This window comes from Pseudoalteromonas sp. SR41-4 (genome assembly GCF_014163985.1).
GTDB classification, from domain to species: Bacteria; Pseudomonadota; Gammaproteobacteria; order Enterobacterales; family Alteromonadaceae; genus Pseudoalteromonas; species Pseudoalteromonas rhizosphaerae.
Window position 1 is genome coordinate 90,184 of record NZ_JACJEI010000017.1, and the last position, 14,958, is coordinate 105,141.

A 14,958-nucleotide genomic window follows, 5' to 3' on the forward strand; every position below is an offset into this window, starting at 1 on the left:
TTTACGAATAAAAAAACTAAAAGTCATAACAGGCGGTAATATACTTTATTATTAGCTTGAGCAAAATATATTGCTGAAAATATACGCATAAAAGCATAGCCTTTGCATTACTGATAATATTTATGTCTAGTGCTCACCGATTAATATCGTCGTCTAGTCTCATTCCCTTTGTTATTTGCTTAAAAATTATCTTTAATAGGTTAACTATTGTTTAAAGGATCCACCATGAAGCTTATTAGTATCATTAGTGTCTCTGTGGCCATACTTACTTTGAGTGTAAGCACAGTCAGTTATGCAGAAAATCAACGTCGTATCGATGTCGATAGTAAAGTTGTCACTGAACATAAAGCGCGCATCAATGGCGAGCGTTTTTCATATACCGCAACCACAGGCACACAACCGGTATGGGATGACAAAGGCGATGCCGTTGCTACATTGCAATACACTTATTATGAACGCGACAAAGTTGACGATCGCACTAAACGCCCATTATTAATTTCATTTAATGGCGGACCTGGTTCTGCATCAGTATGGATGCACTTAGCCTATACTGGACCACGGGTATTAAAAATTGATGACGAAGGCTACCCTATTCAACCGTATGGCGTCAAAGATAACCCATACTCAGTGCTTGATGTTGCTGATATCGTTTACGTTAACCCAGTAAACACTGGCTACTCGCGTATTCTTGAAAACGATAAAGGTGAATTACCAAGTAAAGAGGCGCAAAAAAGCATGTTTTTTGGTGTCAATGCCGACATTAAATACCTAGCAGAATGGTTAAACACCTTTGTAAATCGCACAGAGCGCTGGCGCTCACCTAAATTTTTAATTGGTGAGAGCTACGGCACAACCCGCGTATCAGGCCTTGCCCATGAATTACAAAACAGTCAATGGATGTATATCAATGGTGTTGTGCTGGTTTCACCAACAGACATTGGTATTAAACGCGACGGTCCGATAAAAGCAGCTAACCGTCTACCTTACTTTGCTGCAACGGCGTGGTATCACAAAGCTTTAAGCCCAGCATTGCAAGCTAAAGATTTAGATGAATTACTACCAGAAGTTGAAGACTTTACCGTTAACAAGCTAATTCCTGCACTTGCTAAAGGTGGCTTTATTAATGATGAAGAAAAACGCGCTATCATTAAACAAATGGCACTGTATGCCGGTGTATCTGAAAAGTTTGTTGCGCAAAACAACCTTGATATTCCTACCAACTTCTTTTGGAAAGAACTACTACGTGAGCGCGGTCAAACGTTAGGCCGTCTAGATTCGCGTTATTTAGGCATGGACAAGCGTGACGCTGGCGAATCTCCAGACTACTGGGCTGAGCTAACATCATGGTTGCATTCATTTACACCAGCCATCAATCACTACTTACGTGAAGAGCTTAACTATAAAACTGACGTAAAATATAACCTGTTTGGTAATGTACACCCGTGGGATCGCAGCAATAATAACACTGGTGAAAATCTGCGTTTAGCAATGGCGCAAAACCCATACCTCAATGTGATGATCCAATCAGGATACTATGATGGTGCCACTAACTACTTTGATGCTAAATACACTTTATGGCAACTAGATCCAAGTAGTAAAATGCGTGATCGCCTAAGCTTTAAAGGCTACCGCAGTGGCCACATGATGTATTTACGCCATGCAGATTTAGAAACATCAAATAACGATTTACGTGATTTTATTTTACAGTCACTACCAAAAGAAGGTGAAGCTGCGAAGTATTAAACAGCGCTTAAAACCACTGGATTAAAAAAAGCCCGTTTTTACGGGCTTTTGTTTATCGATAATTCGGATATACTCAAACTATTGATTTTACGTTTTTGGAAAACACAGATGACTGAAAACTTCCGTGTTATGTATGCAGGTCTAGCTCAAGATATTGAGCAATCGAATGCAATTAAACAACTGGCTGTAAAGCTCAAAGCCCCTGAAAGTAAAGTAGCTGCATTTTTTGAAAACAAACCCCTATTTGCGCCTTGTGAAAAAGAAAAAGCACTCAAGCAAGCAAAGCTACTTGCCAGCGTAGGCATCAAAAGTAAACTGCAACCAATAACCAACAACACACCAGCGGTAAGTAGCAGCGATACAACCAACCAGCGAGATGAGCGTATTTTTAACGCCCTTGATTACATCACCAGTAGTTTAATTCGCATCGAAGAAAAACTCGACGACCTAGAGCAACGCTTACCAGCCACAACCCAACAACCAGATCCTGATGAAGGCGACGAGTGGCAAACTGACGACCTATTGCTAGATGAAGAGCTGACAACGCCGATCAAAAAACGCAGTAACATGCTGCTGTATTCACTTATAGCTATGGTTGTTGTCTTGCTTGTAGTACTAGGATTGTCGTTTGCATTCCCTGATTTATTCAGTTTTATGGATAATTAACAGATAAAGCAAAAATAAATATGAGCGAAAAAAGAGCACTGATCCGCCAACAAATCCGTAAAGCACGTAACTCACTGTCAAAATTCGAGCAAAAAATTGCCGCAGAATCGCTTAAAGTGAATTTTACTCAACACTTAAAACAGCAAAAAACTATTGAAGATACCCATATTGGCATTTATTTTAGCAATGACGCAGAACTAGATACCTCATTGTTAATAAAAGATCTTTGGACTAAAAACCACGCCCTTTACCTACCTGTAATCCACCCATTTAACGGCACTACTTTATACTTCCAGCGCTATGAAGAAAATTCACCCATGAGGGCAAATCGCTATGGTATCTTGGAGCCTAAGTTAAATTGTAGTCAGATATGCCCACTAGCGGAGCTTGATTATCTGCTAATGCCATTAGTTGCATTTGATGATAACGGTAACCGGTTAGGGATGGGGGGTGGCTTTTATGATAAAACTTTGGCGCGCTACGAAAAAGAAAACTGGCAAAAACCACAACTGATTGGCCTTGCACATCAATGCCAACATGTTCCAAGTTTACCGGTTGAATCGTGGGATGTACCATTAAATTACATAATCACACCACAGAAAATCTACCATTGGTAAGCAATTTATTTATATACTAATGGCAATCCCTCTCACCTATTGAGCACATAATCATGACACAAGATGAATTAAAAAAAGCAGCTGCTTGGGCTGCACTCGAATTTGTAAAAAAAGACACCATTGTGGGTGTTGGCACAGGCTCAACTGTAAACCATTTTATTGATGCATTAGGCTCAGTAAAAGACACCATACGCGGTGTGGTATCAAGTTCTGACGCTTCAACCGAAAAACTAAAAGCACTCGGTCTTGAAGTATTTGAACTTAATGATGTTGATGCCCTTGACGTGTACGTTGATGGCGCAGATGAAATAAATGCGCTGAACGAAATGATCAAAGGCGGTGGCGCAGCACTAACCCGCGAAAAAATAGTCGCAGCTGTAGCAAAACAATTTGTATGTATTGTTGATGAAACAAAAATAGTGGACACCTTGGGTGAATTTCCACTGCCGGTAGAAGTTATTCCAATGGCACGCAGTTATGTTGCTCGTGAATTGCTTAAACTAGGCGGCGATCCAGTTTATCGCCATGGCGTGGTAACAGATAATGGTAACGTTATTTTAGACGTACATAACTTGTCGATCAGCCAAGCAAAAGATTTAGAGCTGACAATTAATCAAATTGTTGGCGTAGTAACCAACGGCTTATTTGCCCACCGTGGCGCAGATAAAGTGATTATCGGTACCAAAAATGGGCCGCAAATTAGATAAATAGGATGAGGATATGAGTAAGGTATCGTTAGCAAAAGACAAAATTAAAATTCTTTTGCTTGAAGGTGTACATCAAAGCGCTGTAGAAACGCTAAAACGTAACGGCTACAGCAATATTGATTATGTAAAAACCTCATTGCCTGAGGACGAACTAATTGAGCGCATTAAAGATGTGCATTTTGTAGGCCTTCGTTCTCGTACTCATATTTCTGAAGCTGTACTTGAAGCGGCAGAAAAACTGGTTGCCGTTGGTTGTTTTTGTATCGGCACTAACCAGGTTGATTTAAGTGCCGCACGCAAGCGCGGTATTGCAGTATTCAACGCACCGTTTTCTAATACCCGCTCTGTTGCTGAGTTAGTACTTGGTGAAATTTTACTATTGTTCCGTGGTATTCCAGAGCGTAATGCCATTGCCCACCGTGGCGGCTGGTTAAAAACCGCCAATGGCTCATTTGAAGCCCGTGGTAAAACTCTAGGTATTATTGGTTATGGCCACATTGGTACGCAGCTAGGTATCATGGCTGAAAATATCGGTATGAACGTTGAATTTTACGATATTGAAGACAAGCTAACCCTAGGTAATGCCACACAAGTACATAACCTAACGCAGCTACTGCAACGCGCTGATGTTATTAGCTTACACGTACCTGAAACACCGCAGACTAAAAACCTGATTGGTAGCGCGGAAATTTCAGTAATGAAGCAAGGTTCAATTTTGATCAACGCCTCACGCGGCACTGTAGTTGATATTGACGCCCTAGCAGAAGCACTTCGTGATAAAAAAATCAGCGGCGCTGCCATCGACGTATTCCCAGTTGAGCCAAAATCAAACGATGAAGAATTTGTATCGCCACTACGCGAATTCGACAACGTAATTTTAACACCACACATTGGTGGTTCAACTCAAGAAGCGCAAGAAAACATTGGTATTGAAGTAGCGGGTAAACTAGCAAAATACTCAGATAACGGCTCAACTATTACTGCTGTTAATTTCCCTGAAGTATCACTGCCAGAGCTTGCTAACCGTAGCCGTTTATTACACGTACACCACAACCGCCCAGGTGTGTTAACCCAAATTAACCAAGCGTTTGCCCAGCACGGCATCAACATCGCCGCGCAATACTTGCAAACAGACGAAGCGATTGGTTACGTAGTAATAGACGTAGATACCGACCACTCTGAAATTGCACTAAAAGAACTAAGTGCAGTAGAAGGCACGATCAGAGCACGTATTCTTCACTAACAGCTGTCAGCTGGTCAAAAAATAAAAGCCGTGCTTGTTAAATCAAGCACGGCTTTTATTTGGATGAAGAATAATACTTTTTTCAACCTTAGCCGATGAAATATTGCCAGTTTTATTGTCTGTATTAAACAAGTTTCACTTAAGTTACATCTTACTGTATTTGCTATAACGGCTCGCTTTTAAGAATATTTTCACAACTCGGTCAAAGATTTCTCTATTACTAAATTCCTCAATAGAGGCGTTAGCGAGGGTTTTCCTCTACCAAAACCTTATTGAGAAACGACGCAAGTACGCTGCGCATTTCGTCTACCCAAGGGTGAAATAGCCAAAAGGTGTGCGGTGTATCGGGTATGGTATACACTTGTTGATGGACGTTGTTTTTAATTAGCTGCGCTACAAAAGCATCTCTGCCAACATGAAAACGGTCATGGGAAGAGTTAATAAATAATGTTGCTGGAGTATGTTTACTTAAATATTCTACCGGCGAAACCGCATGCCAACGTTTTGGCTCTTGTGCATAACGCCCACCTAACCAAAGCGCTGCATAAGAAATCTTTCCAGGTTTATCTTCAAACATCCTCGCCGCTGTTGAGGTTAAATCAGCCACGCCGTCAATGTTCACGATTGCTTGCACTGCTTCGTAAGGCGATTTGGTATCGTGATTGGTACTCATGGCCCCGAATAACGTGGCCATATGAGCACCAGAAGACGCCCCTAACACCGCGATTTTTTTGGTATCTATCATATATAATTTATGATGTTGTTTTAGCCACTTAATCGCATCGTTGATATCTGCCATTGCAGCTGGATAGAGCGCCATTTTAGAGGTTCTATATTCGACACTTACCGCCACAAAACCTTGGCCAGCTAACCAGCGTGCCGTTGGCGTTTGATGAGACTTGTTACCTGTCCTCCATCCGCCGCCATGGATCATTACGACCAACGGTTTAGCCTGCTCTGCTTTATTAGGATAAAATAAGTCAAGGTGCAGCGTTAAGCCATCCACCGTTTTGTAAGCTAAGTTGTAATGTTCACTGATAGACTGTGCTGTTTGCTCGATATTTTCCGGTTTGTTTATCGGACTAATAAAAGGAAACTGTTTCTTGTTTTTTCGATACTCACTTTCAATGGTGTACTCAGCCATTTCACCACTGAGTGAACTGACAACCTCACGCGTCGATACCTGCTGTGTTGCTTGTTGAATACGGGGAGATTGATACCATTCACCCAAGATATTTTCCCAAGTAAAAGATGCTGCTTTACTCTCATTTAGCTGTCTTCTATTCGTTGTTATAAACGCCCCAGGACCGGAAGAATTGTACTCAAAAAAACGAGCATCTTCTGCACGAAACACCTTTTTCCCACCGGCTCTAGCTGTTCCTTCCATTGGATGCCAAGCTTGTTGTTGAATATGCGCTCCCATCCAAGTATCTATAAATACTGTTTGTCCTATTGCATTAGGATCTGCATACCTTCCATCAGGGAATGTAGTTGTAGGATGCCAAGGTCTTCCTAACCCCATACTATTGTCTTGCACCCCTTCCTCTGCGCTAAGAGCACAATCAATAAAAACCAGACCAAATGCTTGCTCAATATTAGTACTTGGTGCAGTAATAAAACCTATCGGTAACTGTTTGTTAGGTCTAGCCCGAGTCACTATGTTCGACTTATAAAAAACGGCGGCTCCGCCCCCAAAAATAAAGTCAACATGACCACTTATGGTATTATTGATAAATAAAGATCTCCCTGCTTTCGTGTAAAGAGTATCTTGATATCCACTGATTTTTACATGATTAAACAATGCTTTATCACTACCATAGTCGGTCAATACAGCCACTGCTTGTAGACCTGATACGCGTTTTGGATCCTCGTTACTCAGCGCATCGTAATACGCAAAGTCAAAGGTGTTCTCAATATGCAAGTTTTCAACACTAAAATTGGGTGATTTAATAGTTAACGTGGCTGAGTTTGATGTTCCTAGGTTGCCACCATTTACTGTTGCTTTTCCTGAATAGTCATCAAAATATAATCGAGTAGTATCAGCCCCTGCACCTGATAACGTAATAAAAGGTTTGTTAATAACGAGTTTTTCATAATAGTCACCAGAGGCTATTTTAATAATATAGGGCTGAGATAAATTATTAGGTGCTTGCTCAATAGCTTGTGCAATGGTGGCAAAAGCGTGTTCATTGTTTTTATCAACAATTGCATCAACTCGTGGTGATACGAGTTCATTCGCAGATAAACTTTGACATATAAGTCCAAAGAAAAATAATAAGCCCTGAATAGTACCGCTTATTGTTTTTAACCGACCATGTAACTGCATGTGAAGTTTTCCTTACATAGTAAAAATAGCATGTTTAAAGTAGGCCTGTGGCGAGTAAGTAAGATCATTTTTTACTAACTATATTTGGCTGCCAGCCACGCATCACGTTTTTAATGGTGTAGTCTTGCGCTTCGGCTTGACTCAGTTGATGCGCCCAAGCCACTCGCTTAATACTATTAGTCCCCTGCCCTGAGTTATTAAACTCAGCATAAAAAACGGTTTCCTGTTTACTAACATCCCCCCAATTTTGCCAACCTTCAGGAGCAATATGCAGACCTAAGTCAGAGTTAATGAACACAGTTTTAGCGTGGTGTCTCCAAGGACGGCCAAGATAAACTTTATCAACAGCAGCACTGGCAGTTAGCTTCACACGATTAAACACAAATCCAAACGCCTGATTTTTAGGGGTAGAAGCAGCTGTAATATAAGAGTTACTGAGTGACTTAACTTCACAGTCTTCGAACATTGCTGTGCCTTCACCAAAAATAAAGTCTGTGGTGCCTTCGATATAACAATCTTTGAAATACGAGCGAAACCCTTCGCCAGCTAGGTACAAGGAATCTTGATGGCCTTTGATAGCTACGTTATTTATGCTTACTCGATCAGCCTCGATATGCAAAGCAACAGCCTGCCCAACCGCGCCTGCACTATTAATAATAGTCAAATTTTGGGCGCTAAAGTCATTCCCTCGCACCATTAATGTATATGTGTGAAAGGTACTATTTCGACCTAAATTTATCTTATTAAAATGGTCGCCATAGGTAATAATTGTATTTTCTTTACTTTCACCTATTAGTTTTATTCGTGTATTCCATGAGTAAACTTCTACCTTTTCTGCATAAACGCCATTTTTAACGAAAATACTTATGTCATGCCAAGGGTAAGTTTTACTTGCATTGATTGCTGCCTGAATGGAAGTAAAATCGCCCGTACCATCTTTGGAGACTACCATCTTTGTGGCGTACTCTTGAGCCACTACCGATCGCGCCCCAAATGATACAAGAAACAATGTAATTAAAAGCGCTAAAGGACTTGTTCTTTTGTTTTTTGTAATCACTGTCGTAACCACCCTTTTATTATTGATATCACAATCGCTCTCATCTTATGGGGACAGCAACTGAACACCTGTAGCCATAACTTCTACATAGCAGTCACAGTTTGCAACATAGCTGATTATCTGTGAACGAAGTTAGCATGTAACGCAATTCCAACTAATTGGACTGGTATTTATCCAAAAAATCTTCTTCAATACTTATTTCTAACAAATTATGCTACCGGTGGCAAATTTATTTAAATATCATTCCCTAAAAAAATCAGCGTGTTATTTTTTACAAAAATAAAGCTCGCAGATCTAACGATACAAATAATACATTATATTAACAAACAACTTGACACCAAACTGCCACCGGTGGCAATCTGATAAAAATAAATTTTATTAGTGGTAACTTATGTAAACAAAGTAACAGCATCTCTACTTTTAATTTAACGCGCTACCTTATCAAATAGTGCGCAATTTAATCTCTCTTTGTTCCAAGGAAGCAATAATGAAACTAACACACACATTTATAAAAAGCTTAATTGCTACTAACGTGCTTGCCGCCCTTACCGTAAGTTCATTCTTTAGTAACGCTCAAGAATCTCAACCAGCAGCATCTGAGGATGTTGAGGTCATTGAAGTAAAAGGCTTTCGTGGTTCTTTAATTAAAGCCTTAGAAGCCAAACGAGATGCAGCTAATACTCGTGAGTCAATTATGGCTGAAGATATTGGTAAGTTTCCAGACTTGAATGTGGCAGAAGCCATTCAGCGAGTTCCTGGAGTGGCAATATCGCGCGAAGGTGGTGAAGGTCGTAATATTGTTCTACGAGGTTTTAGCCCGGGTTTTACCCGAACCACGCTTAACGGTATGGAAGTACCCGCAGGAAGTGATGGTCTCGATTCTGGCGGCGTAACTGTTAACAATAGTCGAGCCTTTGACTTCCATGTATTTGCATCAGAGCTTTTCAACCGTATAGATATTCAAAAAACGCAAACAGCCTCGATTGAAGAAGGTGGTATTGCTGGTACAGTCGATATGTACTCTGCACGCCCTTTTGATAACCCCGGCTTCAATTCGACCCTGTCACTTAAAGGTGGCTATAATGATTTAACCAGTGAAGTTGACCCTAGGTTTGCTTTCTTAGCCAGTAATACATTTGCTGATAATACCTTTGGTACACTTTTTTCGGTTGCAGTATCAGATAGAAGTGTGCGTCAAGAAGGCTTTGGCAGCGTGCGCTGGGAGCCAACAAATCGAATTGGTAATGGCACATGGGGTGACACTTCTGGGCTATCGACCATCAACGGAACGCCTAGTAATTACTGTGGTGCTGAAGAAGCTATATCCTGTTTATGGGTACCTCGGTTACCGCGGGCTGATTTTTTCGGGAATGAGCAAAAACGTATTGGGGTTACCGGTTCTTTGCAATATAAGCCTAATGACGACATGTTATTCACATTGGATATATTGCATTCTGAGTTAGAAAATGATCGCAGAAACTACAACTCTATGGAGTGGCTAGTTAATCGTGGTGCTCCGGGTGATTTCCAAGGTCAAAGCCCCGTTTCGTTTACGGTCGATGAGTCGGGTAAAGTCCTTATTGCTGGCAGTTTTGAAAATGTCACCTCATGGTACGAAAGCCGATACCAGGTGTCCGATTCGATATTTGACCAGTATGTGTTATCTGGCGATATTCAACTTAATGATCGCTGGTCGCTTGACCTTATGGCTGGTTTGGCTAAAAACGACGCTGACAGAGAAGAAATTCGTTATTACTACCGATCGGTTCCCCACTTCTACTCCTATGATTACAGCAGTGGAAATGCAGCGACAGTAGATTATGGCGATTACGATACGACCGATCCTAATAACTACCTTGATGCAGTCAATGCCTCTAATCGTAGTGACGATGTTAAAAAATCAAATACCACAGTGAAACTGGATCTCGCTTATGCCGGAGATAGCTTTGATATAAAAACCGGACTTGCCTTTAATGACAGAGAAGTAGAATATCGAACGGCAGATGGTGACTTTACTCCCTTTGACCCTTCAAAATATACAACCCCATTTCCGTATTCGGATTTTGGTAAAGGCTTAGATGGCGCTACTTTGGCTCCTTTTCTTGTTGCTGACTTTGATAAGCTAGAGGCCGACGGTATTCTTACTCATAATTATACCAATAATGCAGCTCAAGGCTGGGTGGTAGGTGAGAAAACACAAGCCCTTTACCTTGAATTAAACAGTGATCATGAAATTGGTGACATGTATCTTCGTACTAACTTTGGCGTGCGCTATGTCAACACTGAGGTCACTTCTGAAGCCATTATAAACAATAGTCCTTTGTCGGTTACGCGCGATTACAATAACTTCTTACCATCGATGAATTTAGCACTTGAAGTCACCGATGATATAGTGACTCGTTTTGCTTATGCTCGCAGCATGACTCGCCCAAGTCTAGGTAGTTTAAATATTGCTTCACCGCAGTTTGGGTATACGACTTTTACTGTAGGTAACTTAGGTAATCCTGGACTGAACCCTTATGAATCAAATGATGTTGACCTGAGTGTTGAATGGTATTTCGCTGAAGAAGCTGTTGTTGCTTTTAATGTTTTTAATAAAGACATAGTGACCTCTCTTGATACTGAAGAAGTAGAAAAACTGGTAGACGAAGAGTTTTGGCCATCTATTTACGCTGATCCTCAGTATATAGCCACAGCCCCCCTAGGTGACCCCGCATCGCAAACCTATACACACCGCATACCAGTCAATAATAACGACGGCTATAGCGTGACTGGTTATGAGCTGATGTATCAACAACCCTTTATCTTTTTAGACGGTTGGCTGTCTAACTTTGGTGTGGTTGCTAACTTCACACATGTAAGCGCACAAGACTCTACAGGCTTGTCACCCAATTCTTATAATGCAACATTGTATTATGATGAAGAAAACTATGGCGCTCGTATATCATTAAACAAACGCGATGATTACCTACTTCAAGAGCCAGCCGGAAACGGCCATGCTCAAGAGCGTAAGTTTGGTCCGACTCATGTAGACGTATCTGCATTTTATAATGTGAATGAAAACATTTCGCTTTCACTGGAAATTATTAATTTAACAGACGAAGTTGAACGTATATATGGTACCGGAGACGGAGATCTCAACTTAACGAGAGAATACAGCCATACCGGTACACAATACTTTATCGGCGCAAGTTATACATTTTAGTAAACTGCAACGAATCAGTGTCTATTTGAACTGATAAAAAAGCCCGCAGATACATAAAATATGCGGGCTTTTTTGTATCTAGCTTTTATGTAATGTTTGTAAAAACCCATTAAAGATATGCAAAAAAGTAGGCTGCAATGAGATTGCAATAATCGATTACTGCGTAACGCACCTTATATGTATTTGCCTAAGCTACTTGCTTAACAGCCACATCGACAAACGAAGTAAACGAATTTGCTTATTGAATTAGAGTTGATTTAGAATTGACCGTCACTGAATAAAAACGCTCAAAGAAAATACTAGTGCCTATTGACAGAGTTAAGGCTCATATGTGTTAAGTTGCACCCACTCAGCAAGTTGCAGCATTTTGTGCACAAGTTTTCTTTATACCTAACTCTTCGTGAAAATGTGTTGTGACACTAAAAGTTAATACAAAAATAATAAAACCCAACAACCAGCAATTACACTCTTTTAGTTTAAATTTACCACGCCAAAAAGCTGTTATGAAAATGACGAAATTTCTAAAAGTGAAGATAAATGTGATAAGTAGGAACACAAAAATGATAATTCCAGCTGTACTCATAATTTTCCAGTGCAACTAACGAGCCTGTAGAATAACTCGTTTTTAATTTATTTTTATTGATGCATTAACCATAGCTGAGTTCCTATTTTGATTCAATCGACAACTGACTTTTACGTAAAATATAAAAAGAGGATTTGCTGTTTCTTTAATGGGCGTTTTGGAAGGGATTGCAGGTGTTTAAGTGGCTTATTTGGAGAGGTAGCAGCTTACCTTTATTAATGCATCGTGTTTTGCAGCTTTTCTATATTATGAACAAGGCAGTACAGTTGCCATTGCGCATTCACTTTCGTTTGTCCTCTCAAGGTCAGTTTGTTCATGCCTTTATTGACTGTAATATTCCGCTGTTTATTTAAAGGAATGCAGGCTCTATACAGCCTAGTCGTTTGCCATTCCTTCAATAAAAAGCTGCCGTCGCCCCATTGGGCTGTCTATTTTGACTTTGATTATTATAGCTAACGGTGGATTTAGATCTCTGGATCCGCCGTAGGATAAAAATGTGCTACTGGCGACAATGGCACTATTTATAAGGAATAGCACGCACTAAAGTACGCAGTTTAATGAAACTGGGTGTCAGCGAACGGCTCGCCATAGCCTGTGGTATCACCAGTACCAAAAGTAGGCGCTTGGAAGCGAAGATCCTTGTAGAAGCTCAAAAACAAAAGGGATTAACATTGCATTAAGCAATGATTACTTAGCTTCACAAGGGTTAGTGTCATTGAGAGATATTTGGATCAATATTCATTACGGGAGATGAACCGCCCATTGCACTTCCTGCTAATAAAAAGCGCATGATGGGTGGTGTGGGGGCTGGAGGTTAGAGACCTCAGGCTACCCGATTATAAGGTTGTTTACAACACAAACAAGACGTCACCTTTTTCCATAAACACGTACAGTAAAATACCAAAGATAGATATTAATGCACCAGCTAGTCTAGCACTTGTTCCCTCTAAAGATTTAGTTTGAGAAGAAGTGAATTTTGTACGAGAGCCTGATTGACCATTAGTGATACCAAACTCGACATCCATTTTACCAATATAAACAAATCTAGCACCGACTAAGAAAAATGCGATGCCAATAATCAACTCTAATGTGACTTCCATATCAAAACCTTATAACGCCGCCAGCAACTGCCGGAGTGAATTGGCTGCTTTTTTGCGTCTTTTTGCAAAAAAGAAGACAGTTTACGGAGGTCAGATTGACTGGCCTTGATACTCATTGAGCCTCCTCCCCAGCATCGCGATTATTCGCTACGCTGAAAAGGCAACCAACCTTACAGGAGAAAGCTCAATGAACTTTTACAATAACATGCATCCATATTATTGTGGAATCGATTTACACGCGCGATTACTTTACGTCTGTATCATTGATAATACAGGACTTATCCTTGTTCACAAGAAAATTAAAGATGATCCTGACGCACTTCTAAAACTACTTAAACCGTATATCGGTGACATTGTGGTTGGCGTAGAGTGCATGCACTGTTGGTATTGGGTCGCTGATTTTTGCAAAGAACACACTATCGATTTTATCCTTGGTCATGCTTTGTATATGAAAGCGATTCATGGCGGTAAAGCTAAAAACGATAAAATAGATTCACATAAAATTGCCAAACTCATCCGTGGTGGTAATTTCCCTCTTGCTTATGTTTATGACAAAGATATGCGTGCTACGCGTGACTTATTACGTCGCAGAACCAAAATTGTTCGTCACGGCGCTGATTTAAAAGCCCATGTCGCCAATACTGCCAGCCAGTACAATTTACCTGCCCATAATGTCAATTTAAAGAACGTCTGCGACAGAGAAAAGATGCGCTATTACTTTCCTGATCCCGTTGTACAACGCTCTATTAATTTAAACATGGCTATACTCGATTGCTATCATAAGGAGCTTAAGCCTCTAGAGCATTATATTGAACAAATGGCCAAGCAGCACAACCCTGTCCACCTTAATATTTTGCAAACAATTAATGGCATAGGCCGCATTTTAGCACTTACCATCATTTACGAAATTGGTGACATCAATCGTTTTTCAAGCGTACAAAAGTTCGCTTCATACAGTCGGTTAGTCAAATGCAAAGCGGAGTCAGCTGGTAAAACTTACGGCACACAAGGCAATAAAATTGGCAATGCACATCTAAAATGGGCGTTCTCCGAAGCCGCTGTATTGCTGCTGCGCCACAATCACAACGCCAACAAATACCTTGAAAAACTACAAAAGCGAATGAGCAAAGCCAAAGCACTGTCAGCGCTTGCGCATAAGCTGGGTCGCTGTGTTTATTTTATGCTTAAAAAAGAGACGGTATTCGATGAAGCAAAATTCTTAAAGAGTTAGTCACGGTACTGAGTGAGCTGAACATCTAACTGGATATAAGGCTGAGCATCAATCAATTGGGTGAGTTAATAACCAACAAGGTTTAACCTGATTATATGCCTACAGACCTAAGCCACTTGCCTTGATTAGACGCTCAGTACGCGTGCATTAATACAATAAACAAAGTCGCTTACACCTGACTTGAGCCTGAAACTAACTGGTCATAATGATGAACCAGCCGCCTTGAATAGTGCCATGATTAGGTTAACCGATGAATGTCTAGTGCCCCTACAAATCCATAAGGATATGGATTTGTAGGCTGCGATGAGATCGCAATAAGAGAGCCTCTATATGTGTTTGCCGTAAGCAACTTGCTTAACAGCCACATCGACAGGCGAAGTAAACGAATTTGTTTATTGATTTTTAATTGACCGTCAATTTATAAAAACGGTCAAAAAAAACACTACTGCCTATTGACAGAGTTAAGGCTCATATGTGTTA

At 40.6% G+C, this 14,958-nt stretch carries 10 protein-coding genes and 2 pseudogenes; 8 read left to right on the forward strand and 4 right to left on the reverse strand.

What is annotated here, in order from left to right; translation table 11 throughout:
• Positions 1 to 225: 225 nt before the first annotated feature.
• The 5 genes from H5180_RS14530 (at position 226) to serA (ending at position 4,976) form a co-directional block, all read left to right on the forward strand.
• Positions 226 to 1,743 carry a S10 family peptidase gene (locus H5180_RS14530; protein ID WP_145241276.1) on the forward strand — a complete coding sequence of 506 codons (1,518 nt, stop codon included), beginning with the start codon at positions 226 to 228 and terminating at the stop codon, positions 1,741 to 1,743.
• 108 nt (positions 1,744 to 1,851) lie between these two features.
• On the forward strand, positions 1,852 to 2,409 hold the full coding sequence (locus H5180_RS14535; RefSeq protein ID WP_145241274.1) for a hypothetical protein: 558 nt from the start codon (positions 1,852 to 1,854) through the stop codon (positions 2,407 to 2,409).
• 20 nt (positions 2,410 to 2,429) lie between these two features.
• Complete coding sequence (locus tag H5180_RS14540; RefSeq protein WP_182758455.1) at positions 2,430 to 3,026, forward strand: 5-formyltetrahydrofolate cyclo-ligase; 597 nt, start codon at positions 2,430 to 2,432, stop codon at positions 3,024 to 3,026.
• A gap of 53 nt (positions 3,027 to 3,079) precedes the next feature.
• Positions 3,080 to 3,733 (forward strand): ribose-5-phosphate isomerase RpiA, encoded by a 654-nt coding sequence (rpiA, locus tag H5180_RS14545; protein ID WP_145241270.1) that lies wholly within the window; start codon positions 3,080 to 3,082, stop codon positions 3,731 to 3,733.
• A gap of 13 nt (positions 3,734 to 3,746) precedes the next feature.
• On the forward strand, positions 3,747 to 4,976 hold the full coding sequence (gene serA / locus H5180_RS14550; RefSeq protein WP_145241268.1) for a phosphoglycerate dehydrogenase: 1,230 nt from the start codon (positions 3,747 to 3,749) through the stop codon (positions 4,974 to 4,976).
• A 241-nt stretch (positions 4,977 to 5,217) separates the two neighbouring features.
• Here the strand turns inward: serA and H5180_RS14555 are convergent, their stop codons facing one another.
• The gene (locus H5180_RS14555) at positions 5,218 to 7,302 is read right to left on the reverse strand and encodes a pectinesterase family protein (RefSeq protein WP_182758456.1); all 2,085 of its coding nucleotides are present in this window, start codon (positions 7,300 to 7,302) and stop codon (positions 5,218 to 5,220) included.
• Positions 7,303 to 7,366: 64 nt separating this feature from the next.
• Positions 7,367 to 8,278: a pectinesterase family protein gene (locus H5180_RS14560; protein WP_310736504.1), complete on the reverse strand. Its 912-nt coding sequence runs from the start codon at positions 8,276 to 8,278 to the stop codon at positions 7,367 to 7,369.
• Positions 8,279 to 8,846: 568 nt separating this feature from the next.
• On the opposite strand from H5180_RS14560, the gene H5180_RS14565 reads away from it, so the two are divergent.
• Positions 8,847 to 11,564, forward strand: coding sequence for a TonB-dependent receptor (locus tag H5180_RS14565; protein ID WP_182758457.1), 2,718 nt, complete (start codon positions 8,847 to 8,849; stop codon positions 11,562 to 11,564).
• Positions 11,565 to 12,362: 798 nt separating this feature from the next.
• Here H5180_RS14565 and H5180_RS14570 read toward each other — a convergent pair.
• Positions 12,363 to 12,591 (reverse strand): annotated as a pseudogene (locus H5180_RS14570) (transposase); the annotation flags it as partial.
• Between the two features lie 14 nt (positions 12,592 to 12,605).
• Between H5180_RS14570 and H5180_RS23635 the strand changes: the two are divergent.
• Positions 12,606 to 12,901, forward strand: a pseudogene (locus tag H5180_RS23635) (hypothetical protein); the annotation flags it as partial.
• A gap of 94 nt (positions 12,902 to 12,995) precedes the next feature.
• Here H5180_RS23635 and H5180_RS14575 read toward each other — a convergent pair.
• Positions 12,996 to 13,247, reverse strand: a complete 252-nt coding sequence (locus H5180_RS14575; protein ID WP_101343115.1) for a hypothetical protein — start codon at positions 13,245 to 13,247, stop codon at positions 12,996 to 12,998.
• A 187-nt stretch (positions 13,248 to 13,434) separates the two neighbouring features.
• Between H5180_RS14575 and H5180_RS14580 the strand changes: the two genes are divergently transcribed.
• Positions 13,435 to 14,478 carry an IS110 family transposase gene (locus tag H5180_RS14580; protein ID WP_182758458.1) on the forward strand — a complete coding sequence of 348 codons (1,044 nt, stop codon included), beginning with the start codon at positions 13,435 to 13,437 and terminating at the stop codon, positions 14,476 to 14,478.
• Positions 14,479 to 14,958 lie beyond the last annotated feature (480 nt).

Coding starts and splice junctions, on each gene's coding strand:
- H5180_RS14530 (WP_145241276.1), top strand. CDS start 226: ATGAAGCTTATTAGTATCATTAGTGTCTCTGTGGCCATACTTACTTTG.
- H5180_RS14535 (WP_145241274.1), top strand. CDS start 1,852: ATGACTGAAAACTTCCGTGTTATGTATGCAGGTCTAGCTCAAGATATT.
- H5180_RS14540 (WP_182758455.1), top strand. CDS start 2,430: ATGAGCGAAAAAAGAGCACTGATCCGCCAACAAATCCGTAAAGCACGT.
- rpiA (WP_145241270.1), top strand. CDS start 3,080: ATGACACAAGATGAATTAAAAAAAGCAGCTGCTTGGGCTGCACTCGAA.
- serA (WP_145241268.1), top strand. CDS start 3,747: ATGAGTAAGGTATCGTTAGCAAAAGACAAAATTAAAATTCTTTTGCTT.
- H5180_RS14555 (WP_182758456.1), bottom strand. CDS start 7,302: ATGCAGTTACATGGTCGGTTAAAAACAATAAGCGGTACTATTCAGGGC.
- H5180_RS14565 (WP_182758457.1), top strand. CDS start 8,847: ATGAAACTAACACACACATTTATAAAAAGCTTAATTGCTACTAACGTG.
- H5180_RS14575 (WP_101343115.1), bottom strand. CDS start 13,247: ATGGAAGTCACATTAGAGTTGATTATTGGCATCGCATTTTTCTTAGTC.
- H5180_RS14580 (WP_182758458.1), top strand. CDS start 13,435: ATGAACTTTTACAATAACATGCATCCATATTATTGTGGAATCGATTTA.